This is a genomic window from Cohnella yongneupensis (assembly GCF_042655785.1).
GTDB lineage: Bacteria > Bacillota > Bacilli > Paenibacillales > Paenibacillaceae > Cohnella > Cohnella yongneupensis.
In genome coordinates, this window is record NZ_JBHSNC010000057.1 from 367,249 (window position 1) to 387,983 (window position 20,735).

Below are 20,735 nucleotides of genomic sequence, written 5' to 3' on the forward strand. Positions count from 1 at the left end.
GCATTGTACCATAAATCGCCATGTCATCCTATTCGCTGCTTCAGCTTTTCGTATAACACTTCCGGGGAAGGGGCGACGATCACTTCGGTTTTGCCGATCATAACCATGCATTGCTTCGTGCACAGCTTGCATTCGCCGAGGCAATCTTTCTTCTTCTGTTTCATATCGGGAAACTCGGCCTTCATCGTCTTGTAGACCATTTTCGAACCGTGTTTGAAGTTTCTGCAGCAATATTTGATTTTCCGCACAGGCGCACCTGCCTCCGGATGATTTTGGATACATCGTCAATGATAGTAATTCTCATTCTCATTGTCAATGAACACCCGTTCGGAAAATAAAAAAACCACCCCAAAAGTTGGGGTGGTTTGTGGACGATGCGATAAATTAACGGCTGTAGAACTCGACGATTTGTTTCTCGTCGATATCTTGGGACAGCTCGCCGCGGTCTGGCAGGCGAAGGAACGAGCCTTCGGATGCGTTCGCGTCGAAGCTCAGGTAGCCCGGCAGGTGATGACGGCCTTCTTGCGCTTCTTTGATCGATTTCATTGCACGGCTGCGCTCGCGCAGGCCGATTTTGTCGCCGACTTGAACCGTGTAGGATGCGATGTCGACTTTTTTGCCGTTAACCGTAACGTGACCATGGGAAACGAGCTGACGTGCGCCTGCACGGGAGTTCGCCCAACCAAGACGGAACACGAGGTTGTCCAGACGGCTTTCAAGCAGGAACATGAAGTTTTCGCCCGCGATGCCTTCGAGCTTGGAAGCGCGATCGAAGAGGTTGCGGAATTGCTTCTCGTTCAAGCCGTACATGTGACGCAGTTTTTGTTTCTCAGCAAGTTGCAAGCCATAGCCGCTGATCTTGCGACGCGTGTTAGCGCCGTGTTGTCCCGGAGGGAAAGGACGTTTCAGTTCTTTACCGGAACCGCTCAGGGAAATTCCAAGGCGACGGCTAAGTTTAAATTTCGGACCTGTATATCTTGACATGTTAGAAAGCTCCTTTTTCAAAACGAAATTTGTTTTTTGAAAATGGGGTTCCATTGCGCGAATGTCTCCATAACCGACCATTCGTCGGTTCCTGGCAGGATGTTCAGCCGCAGCCCGCAGGTGGGACATTTCGAGAGGGTGCCACAAAGTCAAGACCCGCAATAATCAACAACTAATATTATAAGAAATTGTGGGCCGAAGTCAAGCGAAATCAATAACGCGACAATAATAACGAATTCGAGAAAAAATAAGCCTTTTGACCATGGACTTATGATCTATTTAGTGCAAAATTCACTATTTCATTGTATAGTTGAATAAATAGGACATCGGTTGGAGGTGTCGGGAATGGCCCATAATCGCAAATCAGCTAACCTTACAGGAATGGCGCAAAACGAGGACCATTCCCGCACCCAGCAGCAGCTTCCGGGCTGGCTGCAAAAGCAAGATTTAACGGAAGCGGACTTGCCGTACATTCACGGGCTGCTGGCCGGCAGCTTCGGGGATTGGCTTGAAGAAGCGGACGGGTTCCCTTGGCTGGGAGGCCAGATCGCGCTGATCCATCCGGACGGCACGACGATCGCGATAAGCGGCTCGGACGACGGAGACGCGCATCCGTTCTCTCGGCGAGCGGATACGTGGGGGGTCACCGCGGCGACCGTCGCGCTCGATACTTGCCGTCCGACGCTGATGCGCAGCGAGGAGCATACGACGCACGCTCTGAGAAGTTACGATTCGATAGCGGTACCGATCTTCACCCGATCCACGGGAATTCCTTGCGCATTGCTAGCAAGCTTGCTTCCAGCCGGCGAAGCGCATGCGGGAGAACTGAAGCTGCTGCAAGCCGCGGCGTTGCATTACCGTAATTGTCTATATAGGCAATTCGAGCACATCTTCGTCGGCGGCATGCTACGGGAACAGAAGCTGTCGCAGCGCGAAGAGAAAAGGCGCGATATTCTTTTCGACGTCATGAGACGTTTGAACGATCATATCGACGTTGAGAACGTGCTGTCGGAAGTGCTGGACAGCCTGGAACAGCTCTATCCGATCTGCAGAGCGGACTTGTTTTTATCCCAGGACTACAACAGCCACAACGAGAAGGTCAAACCGCTCGCGTTCCACCTCTCGAACATGGATCTCTGCAAGCAAGCTTTCTTGGAAGGACAAATTCGCGAATCGCGCACCGAAGATCGCCATCAATTGGCCATCCCGTTGTCCGGCAAGCAAGGCACGTACGGCGTCCTTCGGTTGGACTTGCCCGTCAACGAGTTCGACGACGCGGACATCCGATTCCTGTCGTTGCTTGCGGCAGCCGCGGGAACGGCTTTCGAGAAGGCGAAGCTGCACGAGCAAGCTAACGTGCTGATCGGCGAGCTGAGGCTTATTAACGAATTGACGCAGCGCCTTAACCGGAGCTTGAAGCTGACGGATACGATGCAATTCGCTTCGGCGGAGCTGCTAAATATTTTTCAATCGGATTTCTGCTGTATATTCCAGTATGATATCCAGTCCGGCCAATTTATCGTCATGTCGTCCAACGTGCCCGAGATGATCGGAGAAGCGTACGCGACGGAATATGGTTTTTGCAGCGTGCTCTGGTCCACGAAAGAGCCGATTATTTTATCCGATTACCGATCCGCAACGCCGGTCAGTTCTCAACTGATGGACATTACCCATTCGCGCTCGCTGCTCGCCTCGCCATTGCTGCTTAACGGCAACGTGATCGGCGCGGTCATGATTACGAAACGAGAAGCGAATCATTTCTCTTACGATAATTATAAGCTGCTTCAAGTACTCTCCGCGCATCTCGGCTTGGCGATGTCCAACGCGACGCTGCATGCGGAAGTACGCCGGATGGTCATTACCGATAATTTGACCGGATTGTTCGCCCGCCATTACTTGAACGAACGAATCGGACGCAAGCAACTGCGCGATCATTCCGGATCGCTGATCGTAGTCGATATCGATCACTTCAAGCGCGTGAACGATACATACGGACATCAGGTTGGCGATGATATTCTTACGCAAGTAAGCGGCATAATTCGTACATCCATTCGGGATACCGATATCGCGGCGCGCTGGGGCGGAGAAGAGTTGGCGATTTACTTGCCGATTCTTAGCTTGGAGCAGACTGAGAGGGTAGCGGAACGCATTCGGCACCGGGTCGAAAGCGAGACGAACCCGCAAGTCACCGTATCGTGCGGCATCGCGGAATGGCGGTCCACGGATGAGCGGGTAAGCGTAGAATCGTTGTTCTACAAAGCGGATATGGCTTTATACGATGCCAAGCATCTCGGACGGAATCGGATCGTCATCAGCGAATAATTAAGGTTCGGACAGAGTCGTATCGTCCGGACTTTTTTTGTTTCGACCGGCTAAATACAATCTATAGCCCGTGCGCATAACCGCGAGCCGCAGGGACACGCTACGAGACAGGAGGTGAGCGGCTAATGCGTCGTTCTATATTACCCCGTCTCGCGTGCGGATGCCTTGTCCTTGTAAGCTTACAGGGCTGCCTAGGCGCCCAGGGCAATGATTTGCCCGCGGACGAAGCGTTCGCACTGTCGGCATCCGCGCTGTCTGGCAGCGAGAGCTACGGGTTATCGGGAGAAGTATCGGTCGTCGATAGCAAAGGGTTCGTCGCCAATCGTATGTCTTACGAGGGGCAAGTGACGGGACATAATAACGTTAAAGTACAATGGACGAACGGAAACGCGAAGTCGACTTCCACGCGTCAGGTCGAGACCAGCAGCTATGAACCGCTGGATCTGCTCCAGTCGATCAAGGGCAAGACGTCGGCAATCGCTTATAAACCGCTCAGCAACCGTCCGGACGAGGTGCAGTTCACGATTAAGCTGGATGATGACGTCGCCAAGCGAAGAATCGCCGACCATCTTCGCAAGGAACTGACCGATCTAGGTCAAGAAAAGGTGCTGTTGCAACGTAAACCGGATCAATCGGCGAAGGTGCTGACCCAAGCGAAGGCGACGCTGGAAGACGTTCTCGGCAGCCTGAAAGTAACGACCAACTGCCAGTGGACCGCTAATCGGCGTACCTGGTTTCCGACGCAACTGCAGGAGAATACGTTGCTTCAATATAAGTGGAAAGGCAAGACTTATGAGGAGAAGCGGGTATCCGTAACGAATTTTCGCGCGGCTTCCGGAAATGGTACAATAAAGTAGTATCTAGGCAATGATCATCCATCGTTGAAGAAGGAGAATGATTTTATGCGCGACCCGCGTATTCAGAAACTCGCGGCTAACTTAGCCGGCTATTCCGTGAACGTACAACCCGGAGACAATGTGCTGATCGAGATGATTGGCTCGGAGAGAGAGCTGCTTAAGGCATTAATCGAAGAAATCGCCAAGCTGGGCGGCCGTCCTTACGTCGAAATCGAAGACCGTTCCGTCCTGCGCACGCTATTGAATAACGCGACGCCGGAGCAGATCGAGACATGGGCTGCTTACGACCTGGATCGAATGAAGCGCATGCAAGGCTATATTGGCATCCGCGCCGGCGAGAACGTCAACGAGCTTGCCGACGTCCCGTCCGACAAGATGAAGCTGTACGATAGAGGCCATCGCCACCCGGTACATATGGAACAACGCGTCAAGGGGACGAAATGGGTCGTGTTGCGTTATCCGAACACTTCGATGGCTCAACTCGCGAACATGAGCACGGAAGCGTTCGAGGACTTTTACTTTGACGTATGTAACTTGGATTATGCCAAAATGGACCGCGCGATGGATCCGCTGCAGGAGCTTATGCAACGTACAGATAAAGTACGCATCGTCGCTCCGGGCACCGACCTTACGTTCTCGATCAAAGGCATCGGCGCGCAAAAATGTTCCGGAGAGCGCAACATTCCGGATGGTGAAGTATACTCCTGTCCGGTGCGCGACTCCGTTAACGGAACGATCGCGTACAACACGCCGAGCGTCTACAACGGCTTTACTTACGAGAATATCAAGTTTACGTTCGAGAACGGCCGAATCGTGGAAGCGACCGCCAACGACACGGAGCGCATCAACGCGCTGCTTGATAGCGACGATGGCGCCCGCCATATCGGGGAATTCAGCCTCGGCTTCAACCCGTTTATTTTACATCCGATGAAGGATACGCTATTCGACGAGAAGATCGCGGGCAGCTTGCACTTCACGCCCGGGCAGGCGTACGAAGTGACCGACAACGGCAACCGTTCGTCCATCCATTGGGACTTAGTACTAATCCAACGTCCCGAATACGGCGGCGGAGAAGTATACTTCGACGACGTCCTCATTCGCAAAGACGGTCTGTTCGTCATCCCGGAACTGGAAGGTCTTAACCCGGAAGCGTTGAAATAATGCATGTTCCCTCTTGCATCCTTTCGCTAGATCAAGGTATGATGAGGTAGAGATCGAACAGCCTATATATTGGAGGGATTCCCATGTCTAACAACGCGGCAATTGTGGAACTGTCCCAGACCGCTAACAAGTTCCGTTCTTCCATCGTACTGCAAGCCGAGAACAAGTACATCGATGTGAAGAGCATCCTCGGGTTGTTTACGACGCTCGTGGGCAATACGGCTTATGAGCTTCACGTTCATGGACCGGATGCTGATGAAGCGAAAGCAGCGCTCGGCGCGGTATTCGCTAAGCACAGCCTGAACGTTAAAGTCGTGGAATAATGAATTTTTATTGAATCGAACCGGAAACCCCTCGTCCATTGCTTGGACGGGGCGGTTTTTTTCGTTATATACGGATGTCTGAAGTCGTTACGCATGAAAATAACGGTTATACGCTCCCTGTCCTTGTGCTTCCGCGCGATTTCGTCTAATATGAAAGGGATGGTAGTTAGGGCACAGGGGGAGTGGGAATGGCTTCATCGGACACAATGATTCACCTGAACCAGAAGGCGCAGCGTCTGCTTCAGGAAGATGCCGACAAAATCGAAAAGTTGATCGCCATCCAGATGGAAAATCTGGCGACCCGCAAATGCCCGCTATATGAAGAAGTGCTGGACACCCAAATGTACGGCTTCTCGAGAGCGGTCGATTTTGCGGTGCGCACCGGATTGTTAGAGGAAAGCGCAGGCAAGCTATTAATTAGCCAGCTCGAACGAAACCTGGCTCTGTTATACGAAGCGATGGAACGCAAAGAAGAGTAGCTCTCGCTACTCTTCTTTTTTTTGTGCTGCGATATTATGCGCTATTCAGAGCTTGAGCAAAGCCGCGTTGCTTAGACGAAGTAAAACGCAACGCCGAGAATCGCGTAGACGATCAAAAGAAGCTTGCCTTCGTACCATGTCGTGGAGCCGTCCCGCGATATGGAAGTCGCGATGAATACGGACACTCCGATCGCGGCGAGCTCGATCGTCGAGAAGATCAAATTCATGTGATCCGTGAAGAGCAAGCTGATGAATACGAGCGCGGGCGCTACGAACAGGGCGATTTGCAAGCTGCTGCCGATGGCGATCTCGACCGCCGCGCCCATCTTATTTTTGAGCGCAAGCATAACGGCCGCGCTGTGCTCGGCGGCGTTGCCGACGATGGCGACGACGAACGCGCCGACGAACAGATCGGATAAGCCGAAGCGCGACGAGAACGTATCGAGCGTATGAACGAGCCATTCGCTTATGAAACCCACCAATACGGTGGCGAAGATAAGCAGGAGGATGGACGTTCTCTTGGACCATTCCGGCTCTTCGCCATGGTCCGCTTGCGTATCGACGTGGTCTTCGAGCAAATCTTTATGGGTAACCATCGAATAGACGAGCCAGCCGAAGTAAGCCAAGATCAAGAAACCGGCGACGATAATGCTCATCGTCATCGTGTTTTCGTCGGAGATATGCTCTGTTTTAACGAAAATCGCCGGGATGAAGAGGGCGATAATGCCAAGCAGCATAAGGGAAGCGTTCTGTCCGGCCAGATGGACGTTGAACTTCTGCTCCTTATACTTAAGTCCGCCCGCGAAGGCGCTGACGCCGAGCACGAGCAGCAGGTTGCCGATGATCGCGCCGGTAAGGCTGGCTTTGACGATCTCGAATAATCCTTCTTTGATCAAGAAAATCGAAATGATGAGCTCTGCCGCGTTGCCGAACGTCGCGTTGAGCAATCCGCCTAGTCGTTGGCCTGCGTAATGGGCGACGGATTCCGTCGCTTTGCCGAGCAATCCGGCAGCAAACAGAATGGCAAGACCCGCGAAGCCGAACTCGATCGCCGAGCCCCAATGGCCATAATGAGAGGCCGCGCTAAGCAAGAACGTTGCGATAAGAAGCGGGAAAAACAGTTTTTTCAAGTGTGAAGCACCTCGACCGTTAGAATAGGTGATGTCTTATTACCATTCCTTACTATAACCAATTGGAAGCATTTCGTAAACCGAACGCAGGTCGTTTGGAGATTGTTGCCAAGGGTTAAGGTTGATTTATTCATGGGACTTCCAGTACAATGTAAGCATAACAGGTTCGGGAGAGTGAGCCGCCATGACGGAAGAGCAGCAAGGATTAATTCGTATTTCGGACGATGTAGTCGCTACGATAGCCGGTTTAGCGGCATTGGAGACGCCGGGAGTGGCCGCGATGTCTGGAGGTATTTCCGAGGGATTGGCCAAGCGTCTGAGCGGGCGCAACGCGCAAAAGGGCGTATCCGTCGAAGTCGGCCAACTGGAGGCCGCCATCGATTTAAGAATCGTCGTACAATACGGCATTCCGATTCAAGAAGTCGGACGCCGCTTGCAAGAAAACGTTCGCGAAGCGGTAGAGAACATGACCGGCCTTCGCGTCGTTGAAGTGAACGTGAAGGTAGAAGGCGTAGCTTTCCGCGACGACGATACGGATGACGTTACACGGGTTAAATAAGAACTAACAAAAAACGTGATCGAATGCGCATACCGCGCAATCGATCACGTTTTTTGTTGTTCGCTGCCGAGTTAACCTCTGTTGACGCGATTGTACTCGCGCGAGATGCTAAGCAGGATGCCCATCGCCATCAGCATCATGAGCATGGACGAGCCGCCGTAACTAATGAAAGGGAGCGTAACCCCGGTAACCGGGATAGCGCCGCTTACGCCGCCCATGTTAATGAGCGCTTGAATCGCGATAAGCGATACGATGCCGATGCCTACGAGCGTGCCGTAGATGTCCGGACAACGGAGCGCTACGATCAATGCGCGCCATAGGAACAAGAGATAGAAGAGTACGAATATCGTCGTGCCGATAAAGCCGAGCTCTTCGCCGATGACGGCGAATATAAAGTCGTTATAAGCGTAAGGCAAGTAGAAGAGCTTCTGCACGCTGTTGCCGAGTCCTGCGCCCGTAAGTCCGCCGTGCCCGAACGCTTCGAGCGACCGGGTCAAATGGTAACCTATCCCTTGCTGGTCCGCGAGCGGATCCATGAACGAGAGAAAACGATCGAAGCGATAGCCGCCGTCGAAGTCCGGATTAAACAGCAACACGAGGCTCATGCCGAGCGCCGCCAGTCCGATGAGTACCGCCGCGGACATCATAATGTGCTTCAAATTCGATCCGCCGGCGATGACGATCGCCGACGCGCAAAGCACGAGAATTGCGCAAGATCCGAAGTCCGGCTGAAGCATGATCAAGAAAGCGAAAAACCCGACCACGACCATAACCGGAAACAACCCTCGCTTGAACTCTCGGAACTTCTCGTCTTTTTTCGCGATAATCGCGGCCAAATAGAGAATGATCGCAAGCTTCGCGAACTCCGTAGGCTGAATGCCGAAGCCGCCGATGCCGATCCAGCTTCGCGCGCCGTTAATGTTGCTCGCGATGAACGGAACGATCATGAGCAGCACGAGCGTTCCGAAGAACAAGAGAACGAACAGTTTCTTGTACTTTTCGTAATGAATGTTCATCAGGAAAAGCATTAGGAACGTGCCGAGTCCAGCCCACATAAGCTGTTTCTTCGTGAAAAATAAAGCGTCGTTGCCAAAGTTCTTGTCAACGACGGTCATGCTGGAGCTCGCGCTAAAGACCATAACGAGGCCGAAGCCGACGAGCAGCAGCGTAAGTATAAGCAACAGAAAATCAGGCGTGCCGCGGGAACCGCCGCTGGACGGGGTACTCATCCCTGCCTCCCCCGATTCATTTGGACAATAGTTTCTTCAGGTCTTGAACGCGTTGGGTCGCGACGTTCAAAATCGGAGCAGGAATCGCCGATTCATAGTCCAGCCCATGCGGGAACGTAGCTCGTCCGATATAAACGTGTTCGATCTCGAGAATCGCGTCCGGATTTTCGAGCTTGCCTTCCACCGCGCGCGTCGTGATGCGAAGGAAGTAGTCTTCGCCTTTGGAGCGGTCTTGAAGCTTCAGATCATATGTAGCGCGGCGATATTCCCATTGCCAACGAACGAAGCCGAGCTTCTCGCTGGACTCGTCAAGGTGTCCTAGGTCGCTGCGTACGCCGATTAATCCCGTATTGTCAAGTAACATCAAAAATCCTCCTTCGGAAGGTCGCAAACATGCTTTGTACCCTTCCATGATAGTCGGTTTGCAAATGTTCTGCAAGCCCGCCGGCGGTCACAAGTTAGAACGTTCATTGACAATGTTATCCTCTTGGCGCATTCGTGCGGTTACGGAGGCGGCCGCTTTCTGATACAATAGTACAAATAGCTATTCGGAGAGGAGGCGCCGCCACTATGATGAACGAACGAACGCTGCAGCTGCTATACGATGATATGGTCGGATGGCGCCGTCATTTGCATGCCAATCCCGAGCTTTCCTTCCGCGAAATAAAGACATCCCGCATGATCGCCGATCTGCTGTCTTCATGGGGATTGGAAGTAAGAACGGGAGTAGCGGGAACGGGAGTCGTCGCGAAGCTCGTAGGCGGCAAACCCGGCCGTACGATCGCTTTGCGCTCGGATATCGACGCTCTGCCCATTCAAGACGAGAAGAACGCTTCCTATCAATCGACCGTTCCGGGAGTCATGCACGCCTGCGGCCACGACGGGCATACGGCGGAGTTGCTAGGGGTCGCAAGATATTATAGCCTTCATCGCGAGGATACGGTCGGAACGCGCGTGTTCTTATTCCAGCCAGGCGAAGAGTTCCTGCCAGGCGGGGCGATTTCGATGATCGCGGACGGAGCGCTAGACGGCGTGGACGCGATATTCGGCGTTCACCTGTGGTCGCCGATGCCTTTCGGTTTGGCGGGGACGCGGCCGGGATCGTTCATGGCGTCGCCGGACGAGTTCGAGATCGAAATTATCGGCCGCGGCGGGCACGCGGGCTTGCCGCACGAAAGCAAGGATGCGCTGGTAACGGGCTCCGCTCTCGTCATGGCTTTGCAGACGATCGTCTCTCGCAACGTAAACCCGCTAGAGTCCGGCGTGTTGTCGATCGGCAAGTTCAACTCCGGAACGGCGTTCAACGTCATCGCGGAGCGCTGCTTGATCGGCGGGACGATCCGCACGTTCACTCCGGAGCTCAGGTTTTTCATGCGCAAGCGGTTAGAAGATATCGTTAAACATATTTGCGAGATGCACGGATGCGATTATAAGCTCAATTTTGTCCTTGGATATCCACCCGTCGTTAACGACGAAGACGAGACCGCCAGATGGTTCCGCGTCGCCGAGAGCGTTATGCCTGGCGCGGTAATTCTAAGCGAACGGATTATGGCCGGCGAAGATTTCTCTTATTATTTGAAGCACAAGCCGGGCTGCTTCTTCTTCGTGGGCGCCGGGGAGCCGGACGGAGCGTCCGCGCCGCACCATCACCCGCGCTTCGACATCGACGAACGAGCGATGCTTAACGCGGCGAAATTGCTCATCGCGGTGTCCGACGATGCTGCGAACGATTTTACGAAATAGCAACATTCATGGCTCGCTGCCCGGAACGCCCGGGGCGGGCTTTTATTTTGTCCTGTAACGGAGGAAGGTGTTGTAATTGATGCTGGCATGGAAAGTCGCTAAAAGGCGAACGGGCTTGGCTGCGGCGATCTTAATCGCTACCGTGTTCGCGCTCGGAGGTTGCGCGGATAAGACGCAGGTTATCGAAGAAGTCGTTCCCGACATCGACGCGATCTACGACCGTTACCCGGAGCTCGAAGGCAAGCAAGCCGAGGAAGCCGTCGTCAAGCGCGTCGTAGACGGCGATACGTTCGAGACGGACGGGGGCGACAAAGTTCGGCTCATCGGCGTGAACACGCCCGAGAAGTACGGTAAGGTCGAATATTTCGGCGTCGAGGCTAGCGCTTTTTCAGAACGAATGCTTAAAGGGAAATCCATCTACCTGTTCAAAGATGTCAGCGAGACCGACCGATACGGCAGATTGCTGCGTTTCGTGTTCATCCAAGGAGAAACGACGATGTACAACGAGACTTTATTGAACGAAGGCTATGCCAACGTGATGACGTACGCTCCGGACGTGACGTTCGCGAAAAAATTTCTGAAGCTCGAGCAACAGGCGCGAAGCGGCAACGTCGGATTATGGAACGATGGCGAAGCGGGAGCGGAACCCGACAAGGCGGAACATACCGAAGCGTCTCCCGCCGATGCGCCAAGCTGCGAACAACCTTTGATCAAAGGAAATATTAAATCCGGCGGCAAAGAAAAAATCTATCACGTGCCCGGCGGCAGCAGCTACAATGCGACGAAGGCTGAAGTTATGTTTTGCACCGAGGAAGAAGCCGTGGCCGCCGGTTTCAGGAAAGCGGCGCGGTAAGCAGTCATGAAATACGCGAAATAGGGGAACGCTGTACAGTCAAGGAGGGCTGTACATGACGATTTCCAGGCCGTTGCTCATTCAATCCGACGGGACGCTGCTGCTCGACGAGCGTCATCCGGATTATGCGGCGACTCGCAATATTGTTCGGGAAATCGCCGAGCTGCACAAGCGGCCCGGTGTCTTTCACACGTACCGGATTTCGCCGGTTACGTTATGGCACGCGGCAGCTTCGGGTTGGACCGCGGAACGGGTCATCGAACGCTTAACCTCGCTATCGCGATTCGGTTTACCGCGAACGCTCGAGGAGGAAATCCGCTCGCGGATGAATCGATACGGCGTTCTTCGGCTAGTGGCTTCGTCCGAAGCTCGTACGCTGATGCTGATGAGCCGCTCGCCGGAGCTGCTCGATCGTTTGCGTCTGCGGGACGATATGGCGATGGCTTTCGATGGCGAACCGACGGACAACGCGATTGCCGTTCGTCCGGAAGCAAGAGGTTGGATTAAACGGAAGCTAGCCGAGCTCGGTTACCCGGTCATAGACGCAGCGGGCTATCGTGCGGGGCGGGCATTGGACGTTCAACTTCGGGGACGTACGCTTGCCGGGCAGCCGATTAGGCTCAGGGATTATCAAGCGGAAGCGGTTGAGGCTTTTCTGGGCGACGACGTTCACGATGGCGGCAGCGGCGTCGTCGTACTGCCGTGCGGCTCGGGGAAAACATGGGTCGGAATGGCCGCGCTCGCGAGACTGAAATGCGAGACGCTCATATTAACGCCGAATCGCGTAAGCGTCTCCCAGTGGATCGAGGAGATTTTGCGCAATACGACGCTTAAGGAAGCGGATATCGGAGAGTACACCGGAGACGCGAAAAACGTGCGTCCGGTAACGGTCGCCACTTACCAAATCCTTACCCATCGCCGATCCAAAGAAGAAGATTATCCGCATTGGCAGCTCTTCGTGAACCGGGAATGGGGGCTGATCGTTTACGACGAGGTTCATTTGCTTCCGGCGCCGGTATTCCGGATGACCGCGGATCTCCAGGCGACCCGCAGGCTCGGACTAACGGCAACGCTCGTAAGGGAAGACGGGCGCGAGGAAGACGCGTTCGCATTGATCGGTCCGAAACGCTACGAGGTGCAGTGGCGCGCAATGGAGGAGAAAAAGTGGATCGCGGAAGCCGTCTGCACGGAAGTAAGAGTGCCAATGGAAGAGCGAGCCATGCTCGATTATACGGCCGCGCCGAAGAAGCTGAAGCATCGCATCGCCGGGCAAAATCCGCTTAAAACGGCGGTCGTGCGCACGCTGCTGAACCGGCATTACGGCACGCCGACGCTGATTATCGGCCAATACTTGGATCAGTTGCATGATTTGGCGAACGAGCTCTCCCTTCCACTCATTACGGGCGAAATGCCCCACAGCAATCGGAAGCAACTGTTCAAGCGGTTCAAGGACGGGGAAATCGGCGTGCTCGTCGTCTCGAAAATCGCGAATTTCGCCGTGGACTTGCCGGATGCGGCCGTAGCGATTCAAGTATCGGGCAGTTACGGCTCCCGGCAAGAGGAGGCGCAGCGTCTAGGCAGAATATTGAGGCCGAAGGCGTCAGGGATTTCCGCGTCTTTCTATTCCGTCGTCAGCGATGGTACGGACGAAATCGAATTTTCGCGCAATCGCGGGCGGTTTTTATTGGAGCAAGGTTATCCTTATACGGTTGACCGATGGATAAAGGCCGATGCGCCCGCAACGCCGCAGGAGAAGGTGGGACCGTGAACGTTCAAGAATCGCTCGCGAGACTGCCGGAAGCGATTGCTCGGTTGATCGCGACGTCGCCGTCTGTCGGACCGCTGCTCGAACGCGGACAGGCGCTCGAGTCGATTCTCCGTTCATCCGAATGGGCGGAGCGTTGGACGGGTACGTCCGAATCGGAGCTCGTTCGTCTGTTAATCGCGATCCTATCGCGTTACGCGGCTATGCCGTTCGAATCGGAACAGCTAGCGAAGGCGGTCGTCGAAGACGGCTTCACCGGCGCGGAAATCCGAGTCGGGCTCGCCCGGTTACGCAGAGACGGCGTACTCTTCGCCGTGCGCAAAGCGTGGGGGGATCGGCTGTATTATTTGCCGACGGACACCATTTCGGTTTGGCAACGGCTATTGTTGCCTGTCGAAGTCCTTCCTATAGCGACGGATATGGACAGGACAACGATTTTGACGGATAAGCCTTTTCGCTTGCCGTTGTCGCTCGAATTGCTGCTCGGCTGGCACGCCCTTTGCGAGCGTCCGATCGTTTTTACGTCGAAGGGGACGCTCAATCGCGCGATGATCGCGAAATTTATCGCGCGGATGCGGCTGACGGCCGAGGAGCTAGCACCCCTTGCCTTCGCTTATCCGAACGCGGACGAGCTCCCGCCGCAGGCGGCGCTAGCGCTGGATTTAGGCTTATGCGCGGGAGTGCTCGTTCGAACGACAATAGACATCCGAATTGATGAATGCGGTTTGCGGGACTGGCTAAAGTTATCGGTAAGGGAAGCGGACGCCCGTCTGCATGAGCTTCTCGTTCAGCGGTATGCGGCAGCGGATCCGCAGCTGCATCTTGCCGCATCGGCGATCGCCGCGCTTCCCGCGCAAGATTGGCTCTTAACGCTGCAATTCGCGCGTATCGTGCCCGTCGATAAAGCGGTAGCATGGCTTTCCATCCTAGAGAGCTTCGGATGGCTGGAACGCGGCGTTGCCGAGCAACATTCCGTGTATCGCAAAAAGCCCGATTATCCGGACGACGGTTCTTTATCGGAGGCGTACGAATCGGAAGCCGGAACGTTCATCCTCCAGCCTGACGGAGAAATTATCGTCACGCCGGACGTCGGCTTGGCCGCCCGCTGGACGTTGGAGCATGCGGCGGACAGAATCGCCGCGGATACGCTGTTCGTCTACCGGCTAACCCGCGCGGCTTGCGCTAGAGCGTATGACGCGGGCTATACGCGGCAGGCGTTAGCCGATTTTTTGGAGAGCGGATCGGGAGAGGCGCTGCCTACTCAAGTGCAGGACGCGCTAACGGATTGGTATGCGCGAATCGGCAAGACGACATTCGCCGAGGCGATGCTGCTGCGCGCGGAAAGTCCGGAAGTGGCGAAGCAACTGCTGGATGATCCCGAGCTTGCGGCATTGCGTATGATGCCAATCGGCGACAGGGACTTTATCGTCGATGCTGCCTCGCGCAAGACGATCGAAGCCCGTTTAATCAAGCTGGGCTATCCGCCGGCGAAGCCGATTTCGCTGGACAACCTTACGTCGGAGGCACCGATCGCAGCGAAGGACGGCAGCATCGATCCGAACGTGACGCCGGAGCCGGGATGGATCTATAAGCCGATAACGGTACGAAATTTCGATGCCGATCAATCGATACCGGAACTGGAGGACCTGTTTCCCGGAGTGCTCGATATTCCGTCCGCTTGGCTGAGGGAGCCGCGGTCTTACCACGCGACAACGCGCGAAGCGCTCGTCAGGCGCGCGATCGAATGGCAAGCTTCGTTGCTCGTCAAGCCGAATGAAGGGCAGCCTCGGCAATTCGTGCCGTGCTCGCTTGAACGCTCGGGCGCGAATTGGAGCGCGCTAGGGCGTTGGAGAGAAGGCGCGGGACAGTCGCGGGACTTGGTTAAAGTAAGCGAACAAGCGCTCTCGGAAGTCATGATTATACTGCCATCTATGGAAGAGATTCAGACGCATTGACCGCATATTGCCATTGTGTGTTATGATAAGGGTGGATCGAAAAGCCGAAAGGTGAGGTGAGGCCTACGTGGCCGGCATGATTGAAACCCTCCCTGCGGCAGTACAAGGCGTTACCGCGGATAATGCGTCTGCCGATCTGGCAACGCTCATATCCCGCGCCTTCGAGCTGGGGGATTGCATTAAGCATTCTGCCTATGCGGCGGAATACGTGTATTGGAAAGATCAAGTTCATCGCGACGCGGAGGCGCAACGCTTAACGAAGCAATTCGCCAAAGCGAAGGAGAAATTTTCCGAATGCGAACGGTTCGGAAGGTTCCATCCGGAGTATAACGCGGCGTTGGAACAAGTGTACGAAGCGCAAGCGCAGTTGGACCGGATCGAGTCGGTTAACAGGTACAAAGCGGCGGAAGCTTCCTTGGATGAACTGTTGTACGATATATCGCGAACGCTGGCGCATGCCGTGTCGCAAAGCATCAAAGTGCCCGACAACGATCCGAACCCCAAAGGGTCGGGTTGTGGGGGCGGCGGCAGTTGCTCTTGCGGCAGCGGCGGCTGCGGTTAAGTTCACTACGCTTAAATCGTGGAGGTCAGTCATGTTTGCCGAACGGACAGGTTATATCGTATGGTTTAGCGACGCGAAAGCCGCTAGAGGGTTGGACAAATACGGGACGCTCCACTATTTGTCGCGGAAGATGCAATACGCGGTCATGTACATGAATGCGGACGTGGCCGAAGAAGCCGTGCGCAACTTGCAAAGGCTCCCTTTCGTCAAGAAGATCGAACGATCATATCGCAACGAGATCAAGACCGAGTACGAGAAAAACACCCCGGACAAAACCCGTTTTTACAGCTTGTAAGCGCAAGCGCGGAGCAGCCTTCATCCATTCGGATGGGGGTTGCTTTTTTCATACAATAAATGGAAATAAAGGTGTCATTTTATTTTTTTGTTGAATCATCGGGAATAGGTGCGGTAAAATGGACTTAACTACCTAACGAAGAATAATCTTCTAGACCTACAATCGGGAAGGGGATAGCCCGGTGAAGGATAAACAGACCGACCGATGGAATACTTACGAACCGTTCCATGTCGTACTCGGCGACAAGAAAGTCGCGGACATCATCATCACGAACCATGCGAGGACGCGTTGGACGGACCGTGTCGAAAACGAAAAGACCGGTTATTCCGATATCGCTCAATATATGTGGGAGTGTTTGAAGGAAGGCCGCATCGTCTCGTACTATCGGAACGAAGAAGACGTCTACACGATCGATGACGATCTTGTCTTCGTGGCGGAATTCGCCGTCAGCGAGACGGAAACGGATCTATTAGGCAACCCGCTGCATAAGATGATCGTCGTCACCTTCCTCGGAAGGATGTCGGAGACGATGGAGCTTCGCGACCTGAAGACGTATTATTCATGGCTCAGACATTCCAGACGCATGACTTTAATCAAAAATAACCGCAAGCGTCGTTGATTTCTGAAAACGTCGCTTGTAAGAGAGCATGCCCCAGGGCGTGCTCTTGTTCTTTTTCGGCATATGGTATAATTCGGTCATTAGGCGGTCTGAAGGAGAGTTTTCATGGCGTTCAACGTACATCAGCTTCATATTTTTTACACCGTGGCGGAACGGGGAACTTTCTCGGCTGCCGCTCAGACGCTGCATATGACTCAGCCTGCCGTCACGATGCAGGTGCAAGCGCTGGAAGAGCATTTCGGCACGAAGCTGCTTAATCGGTCGACGAAGAAGCTGGAGCTGACGGAAGCCGGCCATTGGTTGCTGCCGCAGGCGCGCAAAGCGATCGATCTAATGAGAGAAACGGACGCGTTAATGGCGCGATTCATTGAGGATTTGAAAGGGCGGCTCGTGTTCGCGGCGAGCTTGACGTTCGGGGAATACGTGCTTCCGCGCCTTCTCGGATCATTTCTGCGCAAATATCCGGACGTGGCGGTCAATATGAAGGTCATGAACACGACTGAAATTATCGATGCCATAGGATCGCAAGGGCTCGATTTCGGTATTATCGAGGCGCCTTGCGAGGTGCCCGGGTTCGACGCCGAGGCGGTCATGAACGACGAGCTGCTGCTGGTCGTGCCGTCGAGTCACCCGTTCGCTTCGCGAGACGAGGTCGAGTTAGCCGAAGTCATCTTGGAGCCGATGGTATTGCGCGAGAAAGGCTCGGGTACCCGTCAGATCATGGAGGAGGAGCTTTCGCGCCACGGCGTGAAGGAGAGCCAGCTTAAAATCGTGAGCGAGTTCGGGAGCACGGGAGCCGTTAAGTCCGCGGTCGAAGCGGGACTAGGATTATCTATTATTTCAAAATGGACGGTCAAGCACGAGGTTGCCCTAGGGCTGTTGAAGACGCTCAGAATTAAGGACGTGTCGTTCATACGGCAATTTTACGCGGTAAGGCTTCAGTCTTCCTTATTGCCGACGCCCGCGGCTGCGCTTCTGCACGATCTGAGGGAGCTGACGCATGAATAACCGCGCGGATTTGCACACGCACACGACGGCGTCGGACGGGATGAATCGCCCCGCGGACAACGTACGAATGGCTAAGGAGCGCGGCTTGGGGGCGATCGCGATTACCGATCACGATACGGTAGCCGGCATCCCCGAAGCGCTGGAAGCGGGTCGCGAGCATGGCATCCTTGTCGTTCCGGGCGTAGAAATCAGTACCGCGGCGCGCGGCAAAGACATCCATATTCTCGGGTACGGCTTCGATTATCGGGACGAACGATTGATTAGCAGGCTGCTAACGCTTAGGGATACGCGCAACAGTCGCAACGCGCTAATCATCGCGAGGTTGAACGAGCTGGGCATGCCGATCACGATCGAGGAGGTCGAGGCGGTCGCGGCCAAGTCCAGCCGCGGAGACGGTTCGATCGGCCGTCCGCATATCGCGCAAGTACTCGTGAATCGCGGCTACGTATCGAATAGGCAAGAAGTATTCGATCGGTTGCTGGGAGACGGGAAAGCGGCATACGTCAATCCGCCGCGGATCGATCCGATGACCGCGGTCGAATGGATTCATGAAGCGGGAGGGAAAGCGATCGTGGCGCATCCCGGCTTATATGACGACGATGAACTAGTAGCGGCCATATTGGATGGCGGAGCGGACGGTCTGGAAGCGTACCATTCCGACCACGACGAGGCGGAAGAAAGCAAATACGCGAGCATGGCCGCCGAGAGAGGCAAAAGGATTACCGGTGGCTCCGATTATCATGGCTCCCGCGAAGGCATCGCGTTTCATGGAGAGCTCGGAAACCGAACGGTCGAGCTTTCCGTTGCGGAAATGTTGTTAGGACAAGCGTAAGTGGGGTAGGGGGAGCGTGCAATACCGATGAACTGTCCAATATGCGGCAACGATAGCGGATGCGGCATGGAAGCGGGCAAGGCGGCTGAAGACTGTTGGTGCAGCAAAGCAAAATTCCCGCCTCGTACGCTGGCGCTCGTACCGGGCGCCTTGCGCGACAAGGCATGTATATGCCAATCGTGCTTAGCGCGGGCCGAAGAGGCTGGCGATAACGGGCGGGAATGAACGCGTCTGCTTATTTAATCGATGACGGCAAGCTTTGAATTAACGCTTCATCTGGCGTAACGAACAATGTCTTCTGGTTATCGTAGATGACGAAGCCCGGCTTCGCGCCGCTCGGCTTGCGCACGTTGCGAATGCGCGTGTAATCGACCGGAACGCTGCTCGATTGCTTCGCCTTGCTGTAATACGCGGCGATAATGGCCGCTTCGCGGAGCGTCTGATCGCCGTACTCTTGGCTCCGGATCAACACGTGGGAGCCGGGAATGTCTTTCGTATGCAGCCACGTATCGGAAGGCGTACCTAGCCTGTTCGTAACGTAATCGTTTTGCGTGTTGTTTTTGCCCACATAGATCGGAACGCCTTCGCTGGACGTATAGCACAGCACGGCGGGCCGGTCTTTTTTCTTTTTCTTGAAGCCTTTCTTAGTTCCTCGGGCGCGAATATAGCCTTGCTCGATCAGCTCCTCGCGGATTTCCTCGATATCGCTCGGCGTCGCGGTTTCCAAGCCTTGCAGCACGGATGCCAGGTAGATGAGCTCGGCTTCGGCCGCTTCCATCTGCTCGGCGACGACCGACCGGCTGTTCTTGAGCTTGTTGTATTTGCGGAAATACCGTTGCGCGTTCTCGTTCGGCGTGAGGAGGGGATCGAGCGTTACGGTCAACGTCGCTTGATTCTCGTCGTAGTAATCGACGATCTCGACTTTCTTATCCCCTTTGTTCAGGAGATGGAGCTGGGCGGTCAACAGCTCGCCGACGCGGCGCAGGTGGTCGGCTTCCTCGGCTTCTTTCAGCGTGTCTTGCAGCTTGACGAGCTTTTTCTCGTTTTTAGCGGATTCGTTCGTCAGAAAGCGGCTTAAATCCGACGTTCGCTGGCGCACGAGATCGCGCACGGCTTTGTCCTGATAATAAGTGTCCAAGCATAGATGCATCGAAGCGAATCCGGTTGCGTTCCCTTCGAGATGGGTTAAGGCGACGGCGGAAAATTGCGTTTTGCCGTCCGGCGTCTCGACGAGCGTAGCGTCGTACCGATGATCCGAGATTTGGGACATAAGGTCGCGGAATGCCGTCCATAAAGATACGTCCGCGGTCCGTGCCCGATGCCCGATTTCGCGGGCGACAAGCGCGCTCATGCCGGTGTACGCTCCGACTAACCAAGAGGTGTCGCCCGCGGTTCCCGATGCTGCGGCGCGCTCGAAGGCGGCCGCGAACCCTTCGGCCGTCTCGGTCAACGGTTCGGTCTTGTCTTGGGAAGGCGGAGCTACGTACGCGGTACCGGGCAGAATGACGCGGAAGCTGCTGATCGCGGGAGTGACGTGGCGAATGCCGTCATGAATGATGCCGCTCGCGGGATCCATTAATATCAGGTTGCTGTGACGGCCCATGATTTCCAGCACGACCTGCTTAAGCGAATAGTCGCCCAGCTCGTCGCGATGACGGATGTCGAACTGCACGATGCGTTCCATGCCGACTTGGCGGACGGCTTCGATGACGCCGCCCTCGCAATATTTGCGCAGCAGCATGCAGAACATCGGCGGCTCCTGCGGATTTTCCCAAGCTTGCTCGGTCCAATGCAGGCGCGGCATGGATGGGTGCGCGGACAGCAATAGACGGCCGTTAACGCCTTGGCCGCGAATGTGCCACACCATCTCGTTGTCGGTAGGCTGATAAATTTTATGAATACGCGCGTTAACGCAGCTTTGCAGCTCGCGTACGAGCGCGCGGGTGACGATTCCGTCGAGTGACATTTTGAGTTGCTCCTAATTCGATGTAGTTGCGGTTACCCTCTAATGATGCCATAGTTCGGCTTAAAGGAAAAGCGCGCCATAACCGCCGAGCTT

General features: G+C 54.9%; 22 protein-coding genes. 16 read left to right on the forward strand and 6 right to left on the reverse strand.

Annotated features, from left to right (window positions below):
- Positions 1-23: 23 nt before the first annotated feature.
- Entirely contained in the window at positions 24-248 is a 225-nt protein-coding gene (locus tag ACFPQ4_RS23100; RefSeq protein ID WP_378114280.1) for a DUF1450 domain-containing protein, read from the reverse strand.
- A 136-nt stretch (positions 249-384) separates the two neighbouring features.
- A complete protein-coding gene (gene rpsD / locus ACFPQ4_RS23105; protein WP_378114281.1) occupies positions 385-984 on the reverse strand; it encodes a 30S ribosomal protein S4 in 600 nt (199 codons plus the stop codon).
- Between the two features lie 345 nt (positions 985-1,329).
- Here rpsD and ACFPQ4_RS23110 point away from each other — a divergent pair, with 345 nt between their 5' ends.
- The 5 genes from ACFPQ4_RS23110 (at position 1,330) to ACFPQ4_RS23130 (ending at position 6,126) form a co-directional block, all read left to right on the forward strand.
- On the forward strand, positions 1,330-3,306 hold the full coding sequence (locus tag ACFPQ4_RS23110) for a sensor domain-containing diguanylate cyclase (protein WP_378114282.1): 1,977 nt from the start codon (positions 1,330-1,332) through the stop codon (positions 3,304-3,306).
- A 125-nt stretch (positions 3,307-3,431) separates the two neighbouring features.
- Positions 3,432-4,163 (forward strand): hypothetical protein, encoded by a 732-nt coding sequence (locus ACFPQ4_RS23115; RefSeq protein WP_378114283.1) that lies wholly within the window; start codon positions 3,432-3,434, stop codon positions 4,161-4,163.
- Between the two features lie 45 nt (positions 4,164-4,208).
- The gene (locus ACFPQ4_RS23120; RefSeq protein ID WP_378114284.1) at positions 4,209-5,324 is read left to right on the forward strand and encodes an aminopeptidase; all 1,116 of its coding nucleotides are present in this window, start codon (positions 4,209-4,211) and stop codon (positions 5,322-5,324) included.
- 83 nt (positions 5,325-5,407) lie between these two features.
- Complete coding sequence (locus ACFPQ4_RS23125) at positions 5,408-5,647, forward strand: HPr family phosphocarrier protein (protein WP_378114285.1); 240 nt, start codon at positions 5,408-5,410, stop codon at positions 5,645-5,647.
- Positions 5,648-5,835: 188 nt separating this feature from the next.
- On the forward strand, positions 5,836-6,126 hold the full coding sequence (locus ACFPQ4_RS23130) for an Fpa/YlaN family protein (RefSeq protein WP_378114286.1): 291 nt from the start codon (positions 5,836-5,838) through the stop codon (positions 6,124-6,126).
- A gap of 71 nt (positions 6,127-6,197) precedes the next feature.
- On the opposite strand, the gene cax is transcribed toward ACFPQ4_RS23130, so the two are convergent.
- On the reverse strand, positions 6,198-7,256 hold the full coding sequence (gene cax, locus ACFPQ4_RS23135) for a calcium/proton exchanger (protein ID WP_378114287.1): 1,059 nt from the start codon (positions 7,254-7,256) through the stop codon (positions 6,198-6,200).
- 184 nt (positions 7,257-7,440) lie between these two features.
- On the opposite strand from cax, the gene ACFPQ4_RS23140 reads away from it, so the two are divergent.
- The gene (locus ACFPQ4_RS23140; protein WP_378114288.1) at positions 7,441-7,815 is read left to right on the forward strand and encodes an Asp23/Gls24 family envelope stress response protein; all 375 of its coding nucleotides are present in this window, start codon (positions 7,441-7,443) and stop codon (positions 7,813-7,815) included.
- 71 nt (positions 7,816-7,886) lie between these two features.
- Here the strand turns inward: ACFPQ4_RS23140 and ftsW are convergent, their stop codons facing one another.
- Positions 7,887-9,044 carry a putative lipid II flippase FtsW gene (gene ftsW / locus ACFPQ4_RS23145; protein WP_378114289.1) on the reverse strand — a complete coding sequence of 386 codons (1,158 nt, stop codon included), beginning with the start codon at positions 9,042-9,044 and terminating at the stop codon, positions 7,887-7,889.
- A gap of 16 nt (positions 9,045-9,060) precedes the next feature.
- Positions 9,061-9,408: a YugN family protein gene (locus ACFPQ4_RS23150; protein WP_378114290.1), complete on the reverse strand. Its 348-nt coding sequence runs from the start codon at positions 9,406-9,408 to the stop codon at positions 9,061-9,063.
- Positions 9,409-9,614: 206 nt separating this feature from the next.
- On the opposite strand from ACFPQ4_RS23150, the gene ACFPQ4_RS23155 reads away from it, so the two are divergent.
- The 10 genes from ACFPQ4_RS23155 (at position 9,615) to ACFPQ4_RS23200 (ending at position 18,901) form a co-directional block, all read left to right on the forward strand.
- Complete coding sequence (locus tag ACFPQ4_RS23155; RefSeq protein WP_378114291.1) at positions 9,615-10,787, forward strand: amidohydrolase; 1,173 nt, start codon at positions 9,615-9,617, stop codon at positions 10,785-10,787.
- A 79-nt stretch (positions 10,788-10,866) separates the two neighbouring features.
- Entirely contained in the window at positions 10,867-11,640 is a 774-nt protein-coding gene (locus tag ACFPQ4_RS23160; RefSeq protein ID WP_378114520.1) for a thermonuclease family protein, read from the forward strand.
- A gap of 55 nt (positions 11,641-11,695) precedes the next feature.
- Positions 11,696-13,408 carry a DNA repair helicase XPB gene (locus ACFPQ4_RS23165; RefSeq protein WP_378114292.1) on the forward strand — a complete coding sequence of 571 codons (1,713 nt, stop codon included), beginning with the start codon at positions 11,696-11,698 and terminating at the stop codon, positions 13,406-13,408.
- Complete coding sequence (locus ACFPQ4_RS23170; protein WP_378114293.1) at positions 13,405-15,360, forward strand: helicase-associated domain-containing protein; 1,956 nt, start codon at positions 13,405-13,407, stop codon at positions 15,358-15,360. Before ACFPQ4_RS23165 ends, ACFPQ4_RS23170 begins: the two co-directional genes overlap by 4 nt.
- A 76-nt stretch (positions 15,361-15,436) precedes the next feature.
- Positions 15,437-15,922, forward strand: coding sequence for a YlbF/YmcA family competence regulator (locus ACFPQ4_RS23175; RefSeq protein ID WP_378114521.1), 486 nt, complete (start codon positions 15,437-15,439; stop codon positions 15,920-15,922).
- Between the two features lie 31 nt (positions 15,923-15,953).
- On the forward strand, positions 15,954-16,217 hold the full coding sequence (locus tag ACFPQ4_RS23180; RefSeq protein ID WP_378114294.1) for a YlbG family protein: 264 nt from the start codon (positions 15,954-15,956) through the stop codon (positions 16,215-16,217).
- 181 nt (positions 16,218-16,398) lie between these two features.
- The gene (locus ACFPQ4_RS23185; protein ID WP_378114295.1) at positions 16,399-16,836 is read left to right on the forward strand and encodes a hypothetical protein; all 438 of its coding nucleotides are present in this window, start codon (positions 16,399-16,401) and stop codon (positions 16,834-16,836) included.
- Positions 16,837-16,941: 105 nt separating this feature from the next.
- Positions 16,942-17,844 (forward strand): LysR family transcriptional regulator, encoded by a 903-nt coding sequence (locus tag ACFPQ4_RS23190; protein WP_378114296.1) that lies wholly within the window; start codon positions 16,942-16,944, stop codon positions 17,842-17,844.
- Positions 17,837-18,676 (forward strand): PHP domain-containing protein, encoded by an 840-nt coding sequence (locus tag ACFPQ4_RS23195; protein WP_378114297.1) that lies wholly within the window; start codon positions 17,837-17,839, stop codon positions 18,674-18,676. Before ACFPQ4_RS23190 ends, ACFPQ4_RS23195 begins: the two co-directional genes overlap by 8 nt.
- Positions 18,677-18,703: 27 nt before the next feature.
- Positions 18,704-18,901, forward strand: a complete 198-nt coding sequence (locus ACFPQ4_RS23200) for a cysteine-rich CWC family protein (RefSeq protein WP_378114298.1) — start codon at positions 18,704-18,706, stop codon at positions 18,899-18,901.
- Between the two features lie 10 nt (positions 18,902-18,911).
- Here the strand turns inward: ACFPQ4_RS23200 and ACFPQ4_RS23205 are convergent, their stop codons facing one another.
- Positions 18,912-20,642, reverse strand: a complete 1,731-nt coding sequence (locus tag ACFPQ4_RS23205; RefSeq protein ID WP_378114299.1) for an Rqc2 family fibronectin-binding protein — start codon at positions 20,640-20,642, stop codon at positions 18,912-18,914.
- Positions 20,643-20,735: the final 93 nt, after the last annotated feature.

Excerpts from the sequence above, each read along its gene's own strand:
- rpsD (WP_378114281.1), bottom strand. The coding sequence starts at position 984 with ATGTCAAGATATACAGGTCCGAAATTTAAACTTAGCCGTCGCCTTGGA.
- ACFPQ4_RS23110 (WP_378114282.1), top strand. The coding sequence starts at position 1,330 with ATGGCCCATAATCGCAAATCAGCTAACCTTACAGGAATGGCGCAAAAC.
- ACFPQ4_RS23115 (WP_378114283.1), top strand. The coding sequence starts at position 3,432 with ATGCGTCGTTCTATATTACCCCGTCTCGCGTGCGGATGCCTTGTCCTT.
- ACFPQ4_RS23120 (WP_378114284.1), top strand. The coding sequence starts at position 4,209 with ATGCGCGACCCGCGTATTCAGAAACTCGCGGCTAACTTAGCCGGCTAT.
- ACFPQ4_RS23125 (WP_378114285.1), top strand. The coding sequence starts at position 5,408 with ATGTCTAACAACGCGGCAATTGTGGAACTGTCCCAGACCGCTAACAAG.
- ACFPQ4_RS23130 (WP_378114286.1), top strand. The coding sequence starts at position 5,836 with ATGGCTTCATCGGACACAATGATTCACCTGAACCAGAAGGCGCAGCGT.
- ACFPQ4_RS23140 (WP_378114288.1), top strand. The coding sequence starts at position 7,441 with ATGACGGAAGAGCAGCAAGGATTAATTCGTATTTCGGACGATGTAGTC.
- ftsW (WP_378114289.1), bottom strand. The coding sequence starts at position 9,044 with ATGAGTACCCCGTCCAGCGGCGGTTCCCGCGGCACGCCTGATTTTCTG.
- ACFPQ4_RS23150 (WP_378114290.1), bottom strand. The coding sequence starts at position 9,408 with ATGTTACTTGACAATACGGGATTAATCGGCGTACGCAGCGACCTAGGA.
- ACFPQ4_RS23155 (WP_378114291.1), top strand. The coding sequence starts at position 9,615 with ATGATGAACGAACGAACGCTGCAGCTGCTATACGATGATATGGTCGGA.
- ACFPQ4_RS23160 (WP_378114520.1), top strand. The coding sequence starts at position 10,867 with ATGCTGGCATGGAAAGTCGCTAAAAGGCGAACGGGCTTGGCTGCGGCG.
- ACFPQ4_RS23165 (WP_378114292.1), top strand. The coding sequence starts at position 11,696 with ATGACGATTTCCAGGCCGTTGCTCATTCAATCCGACGGGACGCTGCTG.
- ACFPQ4_RS23175 (WP_378114521.1), top strand. The coding sequence starts at position 15,437 with ATGATTGAAACCCTCCCTGCGGCAGTACAAGGCGTTACCGCGGATAAT.
- ACFPQ4_RS23180 (WP_378114294.1), top strand. The coding sequence starts at position 15,954 with ATGTTTGCCGAACGGACAGGTTATATCGTATGGTTTAGCGACGCGAAA.
- ACFPQ4_RS23190 (WP_378114296.1), top strand. The coding sequence starts at position 16,942 with ATGGCGTTCAACGTACATCAGCTTCATATTTTTTACACCGTGGCGGAA.
- ACFPQ4_RS23195 (WP_378114297.1), top strand. The coding sequence starts at position 17,837 with ATGAATAACCGCGCGGATTTGCACACGCACACGACGGCGTCGGACGGG.
- ACFPQ4_RS23200 (WP_378114298.1), top strand. The coding sequence starts at position 18,704 with ATGAACTGTCCAATATGCGGCAACGATAGCGGATGCGGCATGGAAGCG.
- ACFPQ4_RS23205 (WP_378114299.1), bottom strand. The coding sequence starts at position 20,642 with ATGTCACTCGACGGAATCGTCACCCGCGCGCTCGTACGCGAGCTGCAA.